At 65.5% G+C, this 17,227-nt stretch carries 20 protein-coding genes; 4 read left to right on the top strand and 16 right to left on the bottom strand.

The genetic code is table 11. The features are described 5' to 3' along the window. Window positions 1-218 precede the first annotated feature (218 nt). A complete protein-coding gene (locus KTQ37_RS09385) occupies window positions 219-1,523 on the top strand; it encodes a UDP-glucose dehydrogenase family protein (RefSeq protein ID WP_218630258.1) in 1,305 nt (434 codons plus the stop codon). Between the two features lie 6 nt (window positions 1,524-1,529). On the opposite strand, the gene KTQ37_RS09390 is transcribed toward KTQ37_RS09385, so the two are convergent. Genes KTQ37_RS09390 through KTQ37_RS09400 form a run of 3 tightly spaced genes read right to left on the bottom strand, consistent with a single transcriptional unit; the run spans window position 1,530 to window position 3,599 of the window. Beyond that, entirely contained in the window at window positions 1,530-2,315 is a 786-nt protein-coding gene (locus tag KTQ37_RS09390; RefSeq protein ID WP_218630259.1) for a metal ABC transporter permease, read from the bottom strand. Continuing rightward, entirely contained in the window at window positions 2,308-3,108 is an 801-nt protein-coding gene (locus KTQ37_RS09395) for a metal ABC transporter ATP-binding protein (protein WP_218630260.1), read from the bottom strand. The genes KTQ37_RS09390 and KTQ37_RS09395 overlap by 8 nt, the downstream gene beginning before the upstream one ends. Further along, window positions 3,105-3,599 carry a Fur family transcriptional regulator gene (locus KTQ37_RS09400; protein ID WP_218630261.1) on the bottom strand — a complete coding sequence of 165 codons (495 nt, stop codon included), beginning with the start codon at window positions 3,597-3,599 and terminating at the stop codon, window positions 3,105-3,107. The genes KTQ37_RS09395 and KTQ37_RS09400 overlap by 4 nt, the downstream gene beginning before the upstream one ends. 80 nt (window positions 3,600-3,679) lie before the next feature. Here KTQ37_RS09400 and KTQ37_RS09405 point away from each other — a divergent pair, with 80 nt between their 5' ends. Genes KTQ37_RS09405 through KTQ37_RS09415 form a run of 3 tightly spaced genes read left to right on the top strand, consistent with a single transcriptional unit; the run spans window position 3,680 to window position 6,353 of the window. Beyond that, window positions 3,680-4,600, top strand: a complete 921-nt coding sequence (locus KTQ37_RS09405) for a zinc ABC transporter substrate-binding protein (RefSeq protein ID WP_218630262.1) — start codon at window positions 3,680-3,682, stop codon at window positions 4,598-4,600. 47 nt (window positions 4,601-4,647) lie between these two features. Continuing rightward, window positions 4,648-5,367, top strand: coding sequence for a 2-dehydro-3-deoxygalactonokinase (locus KTQ37_RS09410; RefSeq protein ID WP_218630263.1), 720 nt, complete (start codon window positions 4,648-4,650; stop codon window positions 5,365-5,367). Further along, complete coding sequence (locus KTQ37_RS09415) at window positions 5,364-6,353, top strand: aldose epimerase family protein (RefSeq protein WP_218630264.1); 990 nt, start codon at window positions 5,364-5,366, stop codon at window positions 6,351-6,353. Before KTQ37_RS09410 ends, KTQ37_RS09415 begins: the two co-directional genes overlap by 4 nt. Here KTQ37_RS09415 and KTQ37_RS09420 read toward each other — a convergent pair. From KTQ37_RS09420 to trmB, 13 genes are all read right to left on the bottom strand, one after another. Next, window positions 6,339-6,860 (bottom strand): helix-turn-helix transcriptional regulator, encoded by a 522-nt coding sequence (locus KTQ37_RS09420; protein WP_328799712.1) that lies wholly within the window; start codon window positions 6,858-6,860, stop codon window positions 6,339-6,341. The two genes, KTQ37_RS09415 and KTQ37_RS09420, sit on opposite strands and share 15 nt — an antisense overlap. Before the next feature lie 33 nt (window positions 6,861-6,893). After that, window positions 6,894-7,406, bottom strand: coding sequence for a PepSY domain-containing protein (locus KTQ37_RS09425; RefSeq protein WP_218630266.1), 513 nt, complete (start codon window positions 7,404-7,406; stop codon window positions 6,894-6,896). Window positions 7,407-7,441: 35 nt separating this feature from the next. Continuing rightward, on the bottom strand, window positions 7,442-7,921 hold the full coding sequence (locus KTQ37_RS09430) for a PepSY domain-containing protein (RefSeq protein WP_218630267.1): 480 nt from the start codon (window positions 7,919-7,921) through the stop codon (window positions 7,442-7,444). Between the two features lie 192 nt (window positions 7,922-8,113). Beyond that, window positions 8,114-9,346, bottom strand: coding sequence for a tryptophan synthase subunit beta (gene trpB, locus KTQ37_RS09435; RefSeq protein ID WP_218630268.1), 1,233 nt, complete (start codon window positions 9,344-9,346; stop codon window positions 8,114-8,116). A gap of 94 nt (window positions 9,347-9,440) precedes the next feature. Next, entirely contained in the window at window positions 9,441-10,115 is a 675-nt protein-coding gene (locus KTQ37_RS09440; RefSeq protein WP_218630269.1) for a phosphoribosylanthranilate isomerase, read from the bottom strand. 1 nt (window position 10,116) lies between these two features. After that, window positions 10,117-10,473, bottom strand: coding sequence for a LapA family protein (locus KTQ37_RS09445; RefSeq protein ID WP_218630270.1), 357 nt, complete (start codon window positions 10,471-10,473; stop codon window positions 10,117-10,119). 3 nt (window positions 10,474-10,476) lie between these two features. Further along, the gene (ihfB, locus tag KTQ37_RS09450) at window positions 10,477-10,764 is read right to left on the bottom strand and encodes an integration host factor subunit beta (RefSeq protein WP_218630271.1); all 288 of its coding nucleotides are present in this window, start codon (window positions 10,762-10,764) and stop codon (window positions 10,477-10,479) included. Between the two features lie 265 nt (window positions 10,765-11,029). Next, entirely contained in the window at window positions 11,030-12,712 is a 1,683-nt protein-coding gene (rpsA, locus tag KTQ37_RS09455; RefSeq protein ID WP_218630272.1) for a 30S ribosomal protein S1, read from the bottom strand. Window positions 12,713-12,902: 190 nt separating this feature from the next. Then, complete coding sequence (locus KTQ37_RS09460; protein ID WP_218630273.1) at window positions 12,903-13,454, bottom strand: hypothetical protein; 552 nt, start codon at window positions 13,452-13,454, stop codon at window positions 12,903-12,905. A 50-nt stretch (window positions 13,455-13,504) separates the two neighbouring features. Beyond that, a complete protein-coding gene (locus KTQ37_RS09465; protein WP_218630274.1) occupies window positions 13,505-14,452 on the bottom strand; it encodes a hypothetical protein in 948 nt (315 codons plus the stop codon). Continuing rightward, entirely contained in the window at window positions 14,449-15,057 is a 609-nt protein-coding gene (locus KTQ37_RS09470; RefSeq protein WP_218630275.1) for a (d)CMP kinase, read from the bottom strand. Before KTQ37_RS09470 ends, KTQ37_RS09465 begins: the two co-directional genes overlap by 4 nt. Before the next feature lie 3 nt (window positions 15,058-15,060). Continuing rightward, the gene (gene aroA / locus KTQ37_RS09475; protein WP_218630276.1) at window positions 15,061-16,404 is read right to left on the bottom strand and encodes a 3-phosphoshikimate 1-carboxyvinyltransferase; all 1,344 of its coding nucleotides are present in this window, start codon (window positions 16,402-16,404) and stop codon (window positions 15,061-15,063) included. A 68-nt stretch (window positions 16,405-16,472) separates the two neighbouring features. Further along, window positions 16,473-17,201, bottom strand: a complete 729-nt coding sequence (gene trmB, locus KTQ37_RS09480) for a tRNA (guanine(46)-N(7))-methyltransferase TrmB (RefSeq protein ID WP_218630277.1) — start codon at window positions 17,199-17,201, stop codon at window positions 16,473-16,475. Window positions 17,202-17,227 lie beyond the last annotated feature (26 nt).

A 17,227-nucleotide genomic window follows, 5' to 3' on the forward strand; every position in this document is an offset into this window, starting at 1 on the left:
AAGGGGTAAATTGGCACCTGTCGCATCAGCCGCAGCCAAGTGTTGCAGTTTAGCAAGAGCGCCGGCGACCGTCGGCGCTAACGGCTTCAAATCTTGTACATCATGCCATTGCGCGGCTGGAATTCCTATCTGATTTCGTGCATTTGCACCCTTTGCCGCGTTGACATCCCGCTTCGCCGAAACAACGCTTCGACCAGAGCAAGACTGAGGAGAGAACCATGAAGATTGCCATGATCGGCACCGGCTATGTCGGCCTTGTCTCGGGGGTCTGCTTCTCGGATTTCGGCCATGAGGTGATCTGCGTGGACAAGGACCCGCGCAAGATCGAGATGCTCGAACGCGGCGAGATCCCGATTTACGAGCCGGGCCTCGACACGCTTCTGGCCAAGAACGTTGCGGCGGGGCGATTGTCGTTCACCGGCGACCTGAAAGCCGCCGTGGATGGCGCCGACGCGGTTTTCATCGCCGTGGGCACCCCCACCCGGCGTGGCGACGGACATGCCGACCTGACCTATGTGATGGCCGCCGCCGAAGAAATCGCCGAGGCGATGACCGGCTACACGGTCGTGGTGACGAAATCGACCGTCCCGGTCGGCACCAACAAGGCCGTTCATGACGTCATCAGCCGCGTCCGGCCCGGTTTCGCCTTCGACGTTGCCTCGAACCCCGAATTCCTGCGCGAGGGGGCGGCGATCGACGATTTCATGCGCCCCGACCGTGTCGTTGTCGGTGTGACCTCCGAACAGGCGCGCCGCGTGATGGGCGATATCTATCGCCCCCTCTTCCTGCGCGAATTCCCGATCCTCTACACCGATCTCGAAACCGCCGAGATGATCAAATACGCGGCCAACGCCTTCCTGGCGACCAAGATCACCTTCATCAACGAGATCGCGCGCCTGTGCGAAAAGGTCGGCGCGGATGTGAAGCAGGTCTCGCGCGGGATGGGCCTCGACAACCGGATCGGCAACAAGTTCCTGCATGCCGGGCCGGGCTATGGCGGCTCGTGCTTCCCCAAGGATACGCAGGCGCTGGCGCGGATGGGCCAGGACCACGCAGCGCCGATGCAGATCGTCGAGACGGTCATCAAGGTCAATGACGAGGTCAAGCGCCGCATGATCGAGAAGATCGTCGATCTGTGCGGCGGCTCGGTCAACGGCAAGACAATCGCGGTGCTTGGGGTGACGTTCAAACCCAATACCGACGACATGCGCGACGCGCCCTCGCTGACCATCGTTCCGGCGCTGGTCGGGGCGGGGGCGAATGTCCGCGCCGTGGACCCGCAGGGCGAGCGTGAAGGCGCCCATCTGCTGCCGCATGTTCATTGGCTGAGCGATGCCTATGGCGCCGCCGACAAGGCCGATTGCGTTGTCATCCTGACCGAGTGGAACGAGTTCCGCGCGCTTGATCTGCAAAAGCTTGCCGCCAGCATGGCGGTGCCGCGCATGGCCGACCTGCGCAATATCTACAACGCGCAGGACGCGAAGGCCGCGGGCTTTGCCGCCTATACCAGCGTGGGGCGCTAAGCCGCTTCAGCCCCGCCGCCGCAAGGGCAGCGACAGTGCGAACAGCACCGCCGCGCTTGCGACGATCGAGGGGCCAGCAGGCGTGTCATAACCAAGCGAGGCCCAAAGCCCGCACAGCACCGACACCGCACCAAGCCCCGTGGCAAGGGCCGCCATCCCCTCCGGCCCGCGCGCGAACTGACGTGCGGTGGCGGCCGGGACGATCAGCAAGGCCGCGATCAGCAGCGCGCCGACGATCTTGATCGACACGGCAACCGTGAGCGCAAGCGCCAGCGTCAGCACAAGGCGCTCCACCCGCGGATTGAGGCCCGAGGCTTGGGCCAGTTCCTCATTCACCGTCGCGGTCAAGAGCCCCTGCCAGCGCCAGACCAAGAGCCCTGCAACAGCCAGCGAACCCGCCCAGATCACGCCGAGGTCGCCTCGGCTGACCGCCAGGATATCGCCGAACAGGAAGGCCGAGAGGTCTACCCGCAGCCCCGAGAAGAACGACGCCGCGACAAGGCCGAAGGCCAGCGCCGAATGCGCCAGAACGCCAAGGATCGTGTCGCTCGCGTGACCCCTGCCCGACAGCATCGCGACCGTGATCGCCATGGCCAGCGCCACGAAAAGCGTGCCGATATAAACCGGCAGCCCGAGTCCGAAGCTGATCGCCACGCCAAGGATCGCGGCATGCGCGGTCGCATCGCCGAAATAGGCCATCCGGCGCCAGACAACGAAGGCCCCAAGCGGGCCGGTCGCCAGCGTCAGCCCGATCCCGGCAAGTGCGGCGCGGATCAGAAAATCGTCAAGCATGGTCGTGCTCGCAGTCGTGGCTATGGGAATGGGCGGCATGCGGGTGGCTGTGGTCGTGGCCATGCCCCTCGTCATGATCGTGGTCATGATCGTGGACGTGCTGGTAGAGCGCGAAGGCCCCGCCGGTTCCCAGACCGAACAGCGCGCGATACTCGGGCGCCGCCGAGACGACGCGCGGCGTTCCCTCACAGCAGACATGGCCGTTGAGGCAGATCACCCGGTCGGAGGAGGACATCACCACGTGCAGATCGTGGCTGACCATAAGGACGGCGCAGCCGGTTTCGCGACGGACCTCTTCGATCAGCTTGTAGAAACCCGCGGTGCCGGGCTGATCGAGGCCCTGTGTCGGCTCGTCGAGGATCAGGATCTGCGGCTTGGCCAGCAGGGCGCGCGCCAGTAGCACGCGCTGGAACTGCCCACCCGAAAGCCCCGCCAGCGGGCGCAACTCGATCCCGGAAACGCCAGTGCGGGCCAGCGCCTCGGCGGCCTGTGCGTCACTGACACGGCGCGGCAGCGACAGGAAGCGGCGTACCGTCATCGGCAGGCTCGCGTCGATATGCAGCTTCTGCGGGACATAGCCGATCACCAGCCCCGCTGCGCGGCTGACGCGGCCGCTGGCGGCGGGCTCTAGCCCGATCAGCGCGCGGATCAGGGTGGATTTGCCCGAGCCGTTGGGGCCCACGACGGTCACGATTTCACCCGGCACAATGCGGAAATCGACATGGGTCAGCACCGTCGTCTCGCCATGGCGTACACCGAGATTACTGGCCTCAATCAGTGCGTTATCGCTCATTCTTGATGTTCCGCACAGGTCGGGCAAAGGCCGAGCGCCTCGATATTGGCGCGCTCGATGGCAAAGCCAAGATCCTGCGCCACGCTGTCAAGCGCCGCGCGCACCGGGGCCGCGGCCGCCTCGGCCACGGCGTCGCATTCGCGACAAATCAGGAAAACCGGCGCGTGCTCCTCGCCCGGATGCATGCAGGCGGCGAAGGCGTTCAGCCGACGCACCCGATGCGCCAGACCGTGCTCGACCAGAAACTCCAGCGCGCGATAGGCGACGGGGGGTTGGTTGCCGAAGCCCTCGGCGGCCAGCCGGTCAAGCACCTCATAGGCGCCCATGGCACGATGCGCCTCCAGCAGGATCTCAAGCGTCCGTTTGCGCACGGGCGTCAGGCGCAACCCAAGCCGGAACGCCTCGGCCTCGGCGCGCGCAAGGGTATCGCCTGCGCAATGGCTGTGGTCATGCGCCGCAAAGGCGCGCGCTTCGGGCAAGATCTCAGTCATGTTACTCTATCACCTTCCACTTGACGCGTTATGCTATAACATACATACATCGCCAGCGAACCACAAGCAGGAGACCCGCGATGCGCGCATTCATCATAAGCCTTTCCCTCAGCGCCCTGCCCGGCATCGCTCTGGCCGAACCGCCGCGCGTGGTGACCGATATTCCGGCCGTGCATTCGCTGGTCTCGCAGGTCATGGGCGAGCTTGCGGCGCCCGAGGTGCTTCTGGATCGCGGCGCCGATGCGCATAACTACCAGCTGCGCCCCTCGCAGGCCCGCGCACTGCAAGAGGCGGATCTGGTGGTCTGGATCGGCCCCGAGATGACACCCTGGCTCGCGCGCGCGATCGAGGGCATGGCAAGCGGCGCCGAGTTGGAGCTTCTCGACGCGCCGCAAACCTTCCGGCGCGAGTTCGAGGAGACCGGGCATGATCACGATCACCCCGCCCCCGAAGCAGATGCTGAAGACCACGATCACGAGGGCATCGACCCCCATGCGTGGCTCGACCCGTCCAATGCCCGTGCCTGGCTGGATCTGATCGCTGGCCGTCTGGGTGAACTCGACCCGGAGAATGCGGCAACCTACACGGCGAATGCCTTGGCGGCCCAGGCACGGATCGATCGAATGGAAGCCGATATTTCCGCGCAACTCCAAGATGTTGCAGGTCGTCCTTTCGTTGCGGCCCACGATGCTTATGGCTATTTCTCGGGGCATTTCGGGCTGAGCAACGCTGGCTCTGTCGCCATGGGCGACGCGGCGGAACCGGGTGCCGCGCATCTAGCCGAGCTGCGCGCGCATATCGCCGAAGATGGTATCCTCTGCGTCTTTCCAGAGGCACAGCACGACCCGCGCCTGATCGAGCGGTTGATTGAGGGCACGCCCGCCCGGCTCGGCGCGGCGCTTGACCCTTCGGGCTCCAGCCTCGGCTATGGTCCGGATCTTTACGATGCCCTGATGCGCGGCCTTGCGGAGAACATCGCGGGGTGCTTGGGCGCACAGTGACTTGCGCGCCCACCCCTTGCGTGCTTTCTGACGGCAAAGGGGGCGCCATGAACAACGCAAACTGGCTGGCGATCATCGAGGAGCCGGGGCTGAGCCGAACGCTCTGCCTGGACGGATCGGGCGCGCTATTGGCCGCGCGCGCGATCGAAGAGAGCGACCGGGCGAACGCGGCACTGATCGTCCGCGCCGATGCCCTGCACCGCCCCCTGCCCGCGCCACCATTGCCCGAGGGGCCTGTGCGCGAGGTTCCGGGCCTTGCGCAGGCGTCGCCCCCGGTCAGCATTCACCCCGCCGAGGCGCTGCGCCTTGCCGGGCTCTTGGCTGCACAACCGCAGTTCGACGGGGCCGTCTGGCTCTGCGGTCAGAACAACCTATGGGCGCATCTGAGCGCCGGCGAAGTTGTCAGCGTCAGCCGACTTGCCTCGGCGCGGCTTCTCCTCGCCCTGAATGAGCCGCTCAGCGCGCCCGAAGGCCCAGCCTTCGACCGCGCGCTGGACGACTGCCGCAGCCGCCCCGAAAGGGTGCTGCGCTACCTCGATGGCACAGCCGAGCCGGGTGCCGCCGCCGGGGCGATCCTGGGGGCCGAGCTTGCCGCAGCCAGGCCCTGGTGGCTAGGGCAGCGCGTCATCGCGCTCGACAGCGCCGCCGCGCCCGGTTGGGCCGAAACCTGCGCCCGCGCATTGGCGGCACAGGGTGGCGAAGTCATTACCGGCGACGGCGAAGCCGCCCTGATCGCGGGGCTCCAACGTGCACGGGGTGCAAAATGAGCGCGGATATTCGCGAGTTCGGAAAGCTGGCAGACGGGCGCGTCGTTCGCGCGACAACGCTGCGCGCGGGAGAATTGAGCGCACGCATCCTGACATTGGGGGCCACGCTACAGGATCTGCGGCTGGCGGGCACGCCCTGGCCGCTGGTGCTCGGCTCGGACCTGCCCGGCGCTTATATGAGCAGCCTGAACTGGTGCGGCGCGGTCGTGGGACCGGTCGCGAACCGGATCGGCGGTGCGCGGGCGCGGATTGATGGGCGGGACCACCGCTTCACTCCGAATGAAGGGCCAAACCTGCTGCATTCCGGCGATGATGGCATCTCAGGGCTGATCTGGGAGCTCACCGAGGCCGCAGGCGACGCAGTTACATTGCAATGCGATCTGGCGCACGGGTTCGGCGGTTTTCCGGGGCATCGCATGATCCGCGTGACCTACCGGATCGCGTCCCCCGCGACGCTGGAGATCACCCTGAGCGCGCAGTCAGACCGCGAGACGCTGATGAACCTCGCGCATCACCCCTATTGGAACCTCGATGGCACCGGCACAACCTCGGGGCACAGCCTGAGCGTCGCAGCAAGCCGCGTCCTGCCGACGCGCGAGAGCCTGCCGCTTGGGCCCGTCCCGGTCGAGGGCACCCCTTACGACCTGCGTCAGGCGCGGGCGCTGCCCGACCTGCCGCCGCTGGATCATAACTACTGCCTCGACGCGGCTGACACCCCGCGCCCGGTCGCGCGCCTGACGGGTGAGCGCGGCGTGACGCTTGTGCTGGAAACCGATGCGCCGGGATTGCAGGTCTATGACGGGCGGGGGCTGGACTCGACCCCCTATCCGGGCCTGACGGGCCAGCCTTACAAGGCCCGCGCCGGCCTCGCGCTGGAGCCGCAGCTTTGGCCCGACGCACCGAACCACCCGGATTTTCCATCGATTGCCCTGCGCCCCGGGCAGGAGTGGCGCCAGAAGACGCGCTATACCCTAAGCCGCGCCTGAGGCACCGCTGGCGGGCGCGGCCCCGAGCGGCTCTTCGTGCATCATGTCCTCGATGAACAGGCTGAGCAACTGGCCACGGCCGTTCACCCCGGCCTTGCGATAGATCGCCGCCGTCTGCGCCTTCACCGTGCCCTCGGATGTGGCGCGCAGCCGGGCGATGTCGGGCGTGCTCAGCCCCTTGATGGCGAACAGGGCCACCTCGCGCTCGGCCGGGGTCAGGCCCCATTCGCCAAAACGCTCCTCAAGCAATTCATTGAAGGCCGTCGCGGCGCGGCGCAGCCGCTCGCGCGCCTGACGCGATTCCCGCAAGGCGCGCAGGATCAGAACGCCACCCAAGCCCAACCCAAGCAACAGGCCAAGCGCGGCCGAGATTTCCAGAATCTCACGGCTTTCCCAGCTGAGCGGAGGCACATAGATGCCAAGCACCGACAAGATGATGTCGGACACGAAAAACAGCGCACAGATTCCCTGTAACGCAAACACTGCGACAAGGACGGCCAGTCGCATCATACGCGGTTGGCCCGTCCCCGCGCACAGCCCTCAATCGTCATCGTCGCTTCCCCCGCTGCTGTCGTCGCTGCTGTCATCGTCATCATCGTCGTCATCGTCATCATCCGACCCGGGCCCGGAATTGTCATCCTTGTCGTCGTCGTCCTTGTCGTCGTCGTTCGATCCGCCAGAGCTTCCCGAGCCCGACGAGCCGGAGTTACCGCTACTCCACCCGAAGCCGCTGTTCACCTTGACGGTCAGGTCGCGCAAGATCTCGCCCGTGCGGGGGTCGAAGACAATCTCGCGCTTGAAGCCGCCACGCTCACCAATCACGCGCGTACGCCCCAGCAGCGTGCGGCTGACGCGGATATCCTTATAGCCAGCGGCCTTCAACTCCGCCGAGAACTGATCGGCGAGCCCCGCCGCAAGGAGCGGCACAGCCGACACCAGCAGCGTGAACGCCGCAGCCCCGTATTTCAGCAACTCGCGTCTGTGCATTTCCGTGTCACACGCCTCATAACGCGTCACGGTCGCGCCCCGAGCATTCGAGGCACGACCTTTCATTTCATCAAACCCGTCTTTCCGATCAGGCGAAAGCCTCAATCGTCGTCCGAGTCGTCGCTGTCGTCGTCATCCGAGTCATCGCTGTCATCATCGTCCGAGTCATCGTCATCGTCGTCATCATCCGAATCGTCGTCGTCATCGTCATCATGGTCGTCATCATGATCATCATCGTCGTCACGACCGTCATGATCGTCATCATCGTCGTCGTCATCATCATCGAGGAAGTCGCCATCACGCTCGCGGATGCTGACGCCCTGCGTCATGTCTTCGCCAGCGCGCATACGCTCCTGCTCTTGCTTCAGGATCTCGCCGGTCGAGGAATCGTAGATCACCTCGATCTTGCCTGCGCTGCCGTAGGCTTCGACCTTGACCTGGGTCGTGCCGCGCGTGATCTCGATCCGGGTAAAGCCTTTCGAGGTCAGATCGTCGATAATCGACTGGGTATTGATTTCTGCGAAAGCCGAACCGGCCATGAACATGGCGGCGGCGACTGACAGGATGAAAGTTCGTTTCATTGTGGGTCTCCCGATTTGCGGCGGAACCAATTGCCGTCGAGGGGATGACACCATGCAAATCCGCCGAGCGATATAGGGCTGAGGGTATAAACCGGCCCATTAATCCCCTGCGATAGGCGCATAAACCTGAGTTTATGCGGAAAATTCAATGAAAAGGCCCGGCGCTGGCCGGGCCTTCGGATCTGGGGTGGTTCAGATCTTCATGTCAAAGCCAAGGTGCTTCGCCACCGTGAAGATATCCTTGTCGCCACGCCCCGAGAGGTTCACCACGATGATGTGGTCCTTGGGCAGCGTCGGCGCGAGCTTGGTCACATGTGCCAGCGCGTGCGAGGGCTCAAGCGCGGGGATGATCCCCTCGGTCGCGCACAGCAGCTGGAACGCGGCGAGCGCCTCCTGGTCGGTGACCGAGACATATTCCGCGCGGCCGATGTCGTGCAGCCAGGCGTGTTCCGGGCCGATGCCGGGATAATCTAGCCCTGCCGAGATCGAATGCCCTTCGAGGATCTGACCGTCTTCGTCCTGCAACAGGTAGGTGCGGTTGCCGTGCAGAACACCCGGGCGCCCGCCAGTGAGCGAGGCGCAATGCTCCATCCGCTCATCCACGCCATGGCCGCCCGCCTCGACGCCGATGATGCGCACCGACTTGTCATCGAGGAACGGGTAGAACAGGCCCATGGCGTTCGAGCCACCACCGATCGCCGCGATCACCGTGTCGGGCAGACGCCCCTCGCCTTCCTGCTCTTCAAGCTGCCAGCGGGTTTCCTTGCCGATGATCGCCTGGAAGTCGCGCACCATGGCCGGATAGGGGTGCGGGCCCGCGACGGTGCCGATGCAGTAGAACGTGTCGCGCACATTCGTCACCCAGTCGCGCAGCGCGTCGTTCATCGCGTCCTTCAGCGTGCCGCGGCCCGAGGTAACCGGCACGACTTCCGCACCCAGAAGGCGCATACGGAAGACGTTGGGCGCCTGACGCTCGACATCGGTCGCGCCCATGTAGACCACGCATTTCAGACCAAAGCGCGCACAGACGGTAGCGGTGGCCACGCCGTGCTGGCCTGCGCCCGTCTCGGCGATGATCCGGGTCTTGCCCATGCGACGCGCCAGCAGGATCTGGCCAAGCACGTTGTTGATCTTATGCGCACCGGTGTGGTTGAGATCTTCGCGCTTGAGATAGATCTTGGCGCCGCCAAGCTCTTCGGTCAGGCGGGGCGCGTAGTAAAGCGCCGAGGGGCGGCCGACGTAATGCTTCCACAGGTCTTCCATCTCGGCCCAGAAGGTCGGATCGGTCTTGGCGTGCTCATACTGCGCCTCAAGTTCGAGGATCAGCGGCATCAGCGTCTCCGACACGAAACGCCCACCAAAGATGCCGAAGCGCCCGTTATCATCCGGGCCGGTCATGTAGCTGTTGGGAAGGTCTTCGGCCATCGTCTCACCTCGCGCAAAGTCATCAAAGCGACTTAGCGCGATTGCCCCTGCGGGTAAAGCGCCGGCCCCGCATGGCGCGACAAATATCGCGGCCTCAGCCGGGCTGAACCGCCGCGATGAAGGCCCGGATCAGGGCCTCGTCCTTCTCGCCCGGCGCGCACTCGACGCCCGAGGAGACATCGACCTGCTTCGCGCCGGTCAGGCGGATTGCCTCGGCGACGTTGTCGGGCGTCAGGCCACCAGCCAGCATCCAGGGCTTGGCCCATTCACGCCCGGCGATCAGGCGCCAGTCGAACGAGAGCCCGTTGCCGCCCGGCAGCGCCGCGTCCTTGGGGGCCTTGGCATCGACGAGGATCTGGTCCGCCACAGCCTCATAGGCCGGGATCGCCGCCAGATCGGCGGCCTCGGCCACGCCCACCGCCTTCATCACCGGCAACCCGGCGCGAGCCCGGATCTCGGCCACGCGCGCGGGGCTTTCCTTGCCGTGAAGCTGCAGCATATCGAGCGGAACGTCGGCGAGGATCGCATCGATCTCGGCGTCGGTTGCATCGACCAGAAGCGCCACCTTGGCCACGCCCATCGGCGCCTCAAGCGCAAGATCGCGCGCCTGCGCGATCGAGACATTGCGCGGGCTCTTGGGAAAGAACACGAACCCCAGATAGGCCGCGCCAGCCTCGGCGGCGGCGCGTACATGCTCGGGCCGGGTCAGGCCGCAGATCTTGACGCGAACCCCGCCGGGGCGCCCGCGATTGACCGCAATCGTCACCATCTCAGCGCGCCGGCTTTTCCAGCAGGGCCAGAACGTCGTCCTGCGGGCCATGCGTCTTCTCGCGCAGGCGATCCACCTCGCCCTCGAGATAGGCCGCCTTGCGCGTTGCCTTCACCGCGGTCGAGCGGATCCGGTATTCGCGCATCCATTCCCAGACGAACCCCACCAGAAGCCCCAGCAGAATGCCTGCGAAGATCACAAGGAAGAGCGGGACCTGCATGCCCCAGGTGAGACCCAGGAATTCGCCCGCCTCGGGCGGCAGCAGGCGCAGGGTCACCACCTCGCGGTTGGCCAGTGCCAGCACGATCAGAACCAGCGCCAGAGAGGCGAGAAACAGCAGGCGCAGTATGCGGAACATGATTTATTCCTCGTTCCCGTTCAGACGGTCACGCAGCAGCTTGCCGGTCTTGAAGAACGGCACGTGCTTTTCATCGACATCGACCGAATCCCCGGTGCGCGGGTTGCGCCCGGTGCGGGCGTCGCGTTTCTTCACCGAAAAGGCGCCGAAGCCGCGCAACTCGACGCGGTCTCCTCGCGCCATTGCCTCGATGATCTCATCGAAAATCGTGTTCACGATCTTCTCAACGTCGCGCTGGAAGAGATGCGGGTTCTCTTCGGCGATCTTTGCGATCAGTTCCGAGCGGATCATTCTGTTGTTCCCCCCACGGGCTTCCCGGTTCGTGCCGGGTTGATTAATCAATGCGACTATAAGGTCAAATTTCGGCGGCACAAACAGCAAAGGCTTGGAATAGCACCCGATTTGCGGCTTCCCGCGCATATCGACTGCACCGTTCCGCCCTCGCTCGTGCAGAAACGCCCAATGATCGGGCAGCCTGCCTGACCCGAATCCGAATCGCCAAAACGAAAGCGGCCCCGCCCGAAGGCGAGGCCGCGTAAGCCAGTCAGGGCAAGGATTACTCCTTGTTGCCCTTCAGAGCGGCGCCGAGGATGTCGCCGAGCGAAGCGCCCGAGTCCGACGAGCCGTACTGTTCCACGGCTTCTTTCTCTTCGGCGATTTCGCGGGCCTTGATCGACACGCCCAGCTTGCGGGTCTTGCTGTCCACGTTCACGACGCGCACGTCGACGTGGTCACCAACCTGGAAGCGCTCGGGGCGCTGGTCGGCGCGGTCACGGGCCAGGTCCGAACGGCGGATGAAGGACTTCATGCCGTTGTACTCGACCTCGATGCCACCATCTTCGATCGCGGTGACGGTCACGGTGATGACCGAGCCACGCTTCACGCCGTCAACGGCGTCCGAGAAGGTGTCGGCGTCCAGAGCCTTGATCGAGAGCGAGATACGCTCTTTCTCGATGTCCACTTCGGTGACAGCGGCCTTGACCATGTCGCCCTTGCGGTAGTTCTGGATCGCGTCTTCGCCGCGCTGTTCCCACGACAGATCCGACAGGTGGACCATGCCGTCGATGTCGTTGTCGAGGCCGACGAACAGACCGAATTCGGTGATGTTCTTGACTTCGCCTTCGATGACGGTGCCGACCGGGTGGGTCTCGGCGAACACTTCCCACGGGTTGCGCATGCACTGCTTGAGGCCGAGCGAAACGCGACGCTTCGCGGTGTCGATCTCGAGCACCATGACGTCAACCTCTTGCGAGGTCGAAACGATCTTGCCGGGGTGAACGTTCTTCTTGGTCCACGACATTTCCGAAACGTGCACCAGACCTTCGACACCGGCTTCCAGCTCGACGAACGCGCCGTAGTCGGTGATGTTGGTCACGCGGCCCTTGTGGACCGAACCGATCGGGAACTTCGACTCGACCGAATCCCACGGATCGTTCTGGAGCTGCTTCATGCCCAGCGAGATGCGGTGGGTGTCCTTGTTGATCTTGACGACCTGGACCTTGACGGTCTCGCCGATCGACAGGATCTCGGACGGGTGGTTCACGCGGCGCCACGCCATGTCGGTGACGTGCAGCAGGCCGTCAACGCCGCCGAGGTCAACGAACGCGCCGTATTCGGTGATGTTCTTGACGACGCCATCGACCACCTGGCCTTCCGAGAGGTTGCCGATAACTTCGGCGCGCTGCTCGGCGCGGGACTCTTCGAGGATCGCGCGGCGCGAGACAACGATGTTGCCACGGCGACGGTCCATCTTGAGGATCTGGAACGGCTGCTTGAGACCCATGAGCGGGCCGGCATCGCGCACCGGACGGACATCGACCTGCGAGCCCGGCAGGAAGGCAACGGCGCCGCCGAGGTCGACGGTGAAGCCGCCCTTGACGCGACCGAAGATGGCGCCTTCGACGCGCTCTTCCGAAGCGTAGGCTTTTTCCAGGCGATCCCAGGCTTCTTCACGGCGAGCTTTCTCGCGCGAGATGACGGCTTCGCCACGGGCGTTTTCAACGCGGTCGAGGTACACTTCCACTTCGTCGCCGACGGCGATCGAGGGGGCCTCACCCGGGTTGGCGAATTCTTTCAGATCAACGCGGCCTTCCATCTTGTAGCCGACGTCGATGATGGCCTGGCCCGCCTCGATGGCGATGACCTTGCCGCGGACAACCGAACCTTCGTTCGGAGTGTCGATCTCGAGGCTCTCGCTCAGGAGGGCTTCGAATTCTTCCATGGTTGCTTTAGCGCACATGCGTCTGAGTTTCCTTTACATGGGTTTTCTGGCCATGCGGTTGGCTCCGCCGGTCTTTTGTGAAGACGCCCAAGCGGCCCACGGAGCAATCCGGGGCCTCTGGACCGCGCCGATATAGGCGCGAATCCCCCATGCAGCAAGCCATAATTGCCCCGCCACGCCTTGTTTTACTGTGCTTAGCCTGCCTGGATCAGTCGCAGATACGGCTGCGCAGCGTGTATTCCGGCGCGGTGAACGGGTCTTCGCGCGGATCGGGCGGGCTGCCCGCCTGCGGATCGAATGGCTCGGGCTTCAGCGCGAACCGCTGGCACAGCGCGATGGGCTTGGTGCTGACATCGCCCAGATCGCGCAGATCGACGATATTGCCCCTCTTGCGCCCCACACCCTCGACCCCGAAATGCAGCGGCGGATCAAGCACGAAGCGCCGGGTCTGTTCACCAAACAGCGCCTGCTCGCCCTGCCACTCGGTCCCGGCGGCGAATTGCAACCTGTAGCTGCCGGGTGGGACAAGCACCCGGAAGAACGCCCCGCCCCGGATATAGGCGCCCAGAACATCTTGCCCTGTGGCCGGGTCGCGCAGCACCAGAAGGTAATCCCCTCCGGGGGCCGTCTGCACCACCAGCGGAAAGGTGCGCGGAAGATCCGTTTCGCTCCAAAGCAGCCCTTGCGGGCGTGCCTCCTCGGCTCGTATCGCGACGGGCGAAAGGACAAGAACAAGCATGAGGGCGATGCGACGAGTCATGATGCTGATATGGTGCGGCCCCTCGGGGCATCAATAGGCGCAGACCGCTATTAAAGCGTCAGGCCAAGCCGTTCGGCATCGAAGCCAGCCTCGGCGAAGATCGCCAGCACCTTGCGATCCAAATCCGGATCGTCGAGCCACAGGCACTGCGTGCCAAAATACCAGTAGATGAAGCGCTCATAGGGCCGCGCTGTCGCCAGTGCGCGCACAAGCGCGGGCGCGAAATCCTCGGGGTTGCGCACGGTCTCGACCATCTGCGCGAAATCACTTTGGCCGAAGAGGATCGCGGGCTTGCCATGCAAGAACCCCTCCATCGCCGCGCCGGAATTGACCGAGACGGTAACCGAGGCTGCGGCCAGAATGTCATGCACATTGGCGAGGCTTTCGATCAGCGGCAGACCATCGGCCCGCAATGCGGCGATCAGGGCACGCCCGTCCTCGACGAAAAGCGGATGCGGCTTGACGACGACGGGCCGCATCCCTGCCCCGGCGGCCACCACGCGAAGCATCGTGTCGGCATCCAGAAAGGCCTGCCCCGCGACATAGGGCGCGGGGCCTTGCAGGAAGACGGCAATCGCGCCGTCCGGAACCGCCTGCACCGCGCGCGGCTGGTTGTAGCGCGAGATCCTCGGCACCACGAACCGCTCGCGCAGCGCCTTGTAGTAAAGGCGCGCTTTGCGGGGGGGGACGGACTCGGCGTCGAACACCCGGTTGCGGATACGCGAATGCGCCAGCACGCCCTCGGGGTCGAGGTGCCAGAACTTATCGAGATAGGCGGTGGCGGCGGTCAACTGGCCGGGGCCGGGGATTTGCGCGTTGTCGATCACATGCAGATCGCCGTCAGGCTCGCGCATCCAGCGCGGCGGGCCGAAGCCGACCGTGCCACCGCGCCGGGAGATCAGGTCGTGAATGTGAGTATAGAGCGAGGGCACGCGCCCTTCGGTCACTTGGGCCTGCAGGCGTGGCGTCAGGTTCAGGATGACGCGGGCCGGGCTCATGCCCGGGCGGCCTCGATCGCCGCCACGGCGCGGGCAACGGCCTCGTCGATGCTAAGTTCGGAGGTGTCGAGGATCAGAGCGTCCGTAGCAGGCCGAAGCGGCGCATCGGCGCGGTTCATGTCGCGCTCGTCGCGCTCTTTCACCTCGGCCAGAACGGCCTCGAAGGGTTGATCGGCCGCCTCGCCACCCAGTTCGAGCCAACGGCGGCGCGCCCGCACCTCGGCGCTGGCGGTAACGAACAGCTTCACCTCGGCCTCGGGGCAGATCACCGTGCCGATGTCGCGCCCGTCCAGAACCGCGCCACCGTCCTGCCGAGCAAAGCGGCGCTGGAATTCGACCAATGCCGCGCGCACCTCGGGGATGGCAGCGACCTTGGAGGCCGCCTGCCCTGCCGCCAGCGTCCGCAGATCATCACGCGCCAGATCGTCAGTGCTCAGGCTTTTCGCTGCCGCAATCGCCTCGGCCCCGTCGCCCACCTTGGCGCCCACGGCGCGGTAAAGCAGCCCGGTGTCGAGATGCGCAAAGCCAAAGCGCGCGGCCACGGCCTTGCTGATCGTGCCCTTGCCCGCCGCCGCAGGCCCGTCGATAGCCACCGTGAAGGCCATGGCTCAGGCCCGCTCGATCTGGGCACCAAGCCCGCGCATGAGATCCTCGAACACCGGGAACGAGGTCGCGATGGGCGAGCCGTCATCGACCGAGATCGACTGCTGCGCGGCAAGACCAAGCACGAGGAAGCTCATGGCAATCCGGTGGTCGATATGGGTGGCGCAGGTCGCGCCGCCAGGCACATTGCCAGCACCAAGGCCGTGGACGATCAGCGTATCCTGATCTTCCTCGATCGACACGCCGCAGGCCTCAAGGCCGCGCGCCATCGCGTCGATCCGGTCGGATTCCTTCACGCGCAACTCCTTGACGCCGCGCATCACGGTGGTGCCGGTGGCGCAGGCGGCCACGACCGATAGCACCGGATATTCGTCGATCATCGAGGCCGCGCGCTCGGGCGGCACCTCGATGCCCTTGAGGGCCGAGTAGCGCACGCGCAGGTCGGCCACCGGCTCGCCACCCTCTTCGCGCGGGTTTTCAAAGGCGATGTCGGCGCCCATCTCGACCAGCGTGGTAAAGAGGCCGTTGCGGGTCGGGTTCTGGCTCACGCCGGGCACGAAAATCTCGGAGCCCGGAACGATCAGCGCGGCACAGACCGGGAAGGCGGCCGAGCTTGGGTCACGCGGCACGGCCACGGTCTGGCCGGTCAGCTCGGGCTGGCCCTGAAGGGTGATAACGCGCCCCTCGGGCGTTTCCTCGACGCTGATCTCGGCGCCGAAGCCGCGCAGCATCCGCTCGGTATGGTCGCGGGTGGCCTCTTTCTCGATCACCACGGTCTGGCCGGGGGCATTCAGACCCGCCAGCAGCACCGCCGATTTCACCTGCGCCGAGGGCATCGGCACCGTGTAGGTCACCGGCACCGGATCGGGCGCACCGACGATGGTCATCGGCAGGCGGCCACCGCGACGGCCATAGGAATGCGCGCCGAAGAGCGCGATCGGATCGGTCACGCGGCCCATCGGGCGCTTGCGCAGGCTGGCGTCACCCGTGAAGGTCGCGGTGATCGGCGAGGTCGCCATGCAGCCCATGATCAGGCGCACGCCGGTGCCCGAGTTGCCGCAGTCGATGACTTGCTCGGGCTCGGCGAAACCGCCAACGCCCACGCCCTCGACCGTCCAGGCGCCAGGGCCGTGCTGGGTGACCGTCGCACCGAAGGCGCGCATCGCCTTGGCGGTGTCCAGGACGTCCTGACCTTCCAGCAGCCCGGTGATCTCGGTCTTGCCGACCGACAGCGCGCCAAGGATCAGCGCGCGATGCGAGATCGACTTGTCGCCCGGCACCTCGGCCACGCCTTTCAGCGCCGCGCTCTTGCGCGCAATCATCGGAACAGGATCGCCATGGCCGGACATGCTTGCCTCCCTCGTCTGGTCGGCCCCTGTTAGCGCATGTGCGGGCGGGCCGGAAGCCCCGACGGACCTCAGGGTTTGCGGAAGGTGGCGTAATCAGGCGTGCGGCCCTCGCGCAAGGCCTTCTGCTCGTAACGGGTCGAGATCCAGTCATCCCAGGCGGTGCCGGAATGGGCGGTCAGCTCGAACCCGGCCTTCGGCGCCTCGCGCAGGGCCTGGGTCATATAGCTGGGGATGTCGGTGGCCACGCGGAACTCGGCGCCGGGCTGCAGGCAGCGCGCCAGCGGCACGAGGTGATCTTGCGTCACGAAGCGGCGCCGGTGGTGGCGGCGCTTGGGCCAGGGATCTGGGTAGTTCAGGAAGGCCTTGGCGATCGAGCCCTCGGGCAGCACATCCATCAGGTCGCGCGCATCGCCCGGATGCACGGCGATATTGGTCACGCCTGCCTCGCGGATCTTGCCAAGCAGCATTGCGACGCCATTGATGAAAGGCTCGCAGCCGATGATGTTCACCTGCGGATAGCGCGCGCACATATGCACCAGATGCTCGCCCCCGCCAAAGCCGACCTCAAGCCAGATCGGGTTGTCATTGCCGAAGATCGAGGCAGGGTCGATGATCTCGCGCTCGGGGTTGTCCTCGCGGGTGATGCCGCGGGGGGTGAGCGAGTCGAGATCCTCGGACAGGTAGGTCTTCTGGCTTGGGCGCATGGTCTTGCCCGCGCGGCGGCCATAGAAATTGCGCCACTCGGGGCGCGCGGCCTCGGGCTCGGGGGTCTCGGGGGTCTGGGTTTCATCGCTCATGGGGCGGGCCTCTAGCGCCCCGATGC

Source organism: Sedimentimonas flavescens (assembly GCF_019264375.1).
Taxonomy (GTDB): domain Bacteria; phylum Pseudomonadota; class Alphaproteobacteria; order Rhodobacterales; family Rhodobacteraceae; genus Rhodobacter; species Rhodobacter flavescens.

Excerpts from the sequence above, each read along its gene's own strand:
- KTQ37_RS09470 (WP_218630275.1), bottom strand. The coding sequence starts at position 15,057 with ATGGCCTTCACGGTGGCTATCGACGGGCCTGCGGCGGCGGGCAAGGGC.
- KTQ37_RS09460 (WP_218630273.1), bottom strand. The coding sequence starts at position 13,454 with ATGACTCGTCGCATCGCCCTCATGCTTGTTCTTGTCCTTTCGCCCGTC.
- KTQ37_RS09415 (WP_218630264.1), top strand. The coding sequence starts at position 5,364 with ATGAGCGCGGATATTCGCGAGTTCGGAAAGCTGGCAGACGGGCGCGTC.
- KTQ37_RS09390 (WP_218630259.1), bottom strand. The coding sequence starts at position 2,315 with ATGCTTGACGATTTTCTGATCCGCGCCGCACTTGCCGGGATCGGGCTG.
- KTQ37_RS09420 (WP_328799712.1), bottom strand. The coding sequence starts at position 6,860 with ATGCGACTGGCCGTCCTTGTCGCAGTGTTTGCGTTACAGGGAATCTGT.
- KTQ37_RS09465 (WP_218630274.1), bottom strand. The coding sequence starts at position 14,452 with ATGAGCCCGGCCCGCGTCATCCTGAACCTGACGCCACGCCTGCAGGCC.
- rpsA (WP_218630272.1), bottom strand. The coding sequence starts at position 12,712 with ATGTGCGCTAAAGCAACCATGGAAGAATTCGAAGCCCTCCTGAGCGAG.
- KTQ37_RS09445 (WP_218630270.1), bottom strand. The coding sequence starts at position 10,473 with ATGTTCCGCATACTGCGCCTGCTGTTTCTCGCCTCTCTGGCGCTGGTT.
- KTQ37_RS09425 (WP_218630266.1), bottom strand. The coding sequence starts at position 7,406 with ATGAAAGGTCGTGCCTCGAATGCTCGGGGCGCGACCGTGACGCGTTAT.
- KTQ37_RS09385 (WP_218630258.1), top strand. The coding sequence starts at position 219 with ATGAAGATTGCCATGATCGGCACCGGCTATGTCGGCCTTGTCTCGGGG.
- KTQ37_RS09400 (WP_218630261.1), bottom strand. The coding sequence starts at position 3,599 with ATGACTGAGATCTTGCCCGAAGCGCGCGCCTTTGCGGCGCATGACCAC.
- KTQ37_RS09405 (WP_218630262.1), top strand. The coding sequence starts at position 3,680 with ATGCGCGCATTCATCATAAGCCTTTCCCTCAGCGCCCTGCCCGGCATC.
- trmB (WP_218630277.1), bottom strand. The coding sequence starts at position 17,201 with ATGAGCGATGAAACCCAGACCCCCGAGACCCCCGAGCCCGAGGCCGCG.
- KTQ37_RS09410 (WP_218630263.1), top strand. The coding sequence starts at position 4,648 with ATGAACAACGCAAACTGGCTGGCGATCATCGAGGAGCCGGGGCTGAGC.
- ihfB (WP_218630271.1), bottom strand. The coding sequence starts at position 10,764 with ATGATCCGCTCGGAACTGATCGCAAAGATCGCCGAAGAGAACCCGCAT.
- KTQ37_RS09430 (WP_218630267.1), bottom strand. The coding sequence starts at position 7,921 with ATGAAACGAACTTTCATCCTGTCAGTCGCCGCCGCCATGTTCATGGCC.
- KTQ37_RS09440 (WP_218630269.1), bottom strand. The coding sequence starts at position 10,115 with ATGGTGACGATTGCGGTCAATCGCGGGCGCCCCGGCGGGGTTCGCGTC.
- trpB (WP_218630268.1), bottom strand. The coding sequence starts at position 9,346 with ATGGCCGAAGACCTTCCCAACAGCTACATGACCGGCCCGGATGATAAC.
- aroA (WP_218630276.1), bottom strand. The coding sequence starts at position 16,404 with ATGTCCGGCCATGGCGATCCTGTTCCGATGATTGCGCGCAAGAGCGCG.
- KTQ37_RS09395 (WP_218630260.1), bottom strand. The coding sequence starts at position 3,108 with ATGAGCGATAACGCACTGATTGAGGCCAGTAATCTCGGTGTACGCCAT.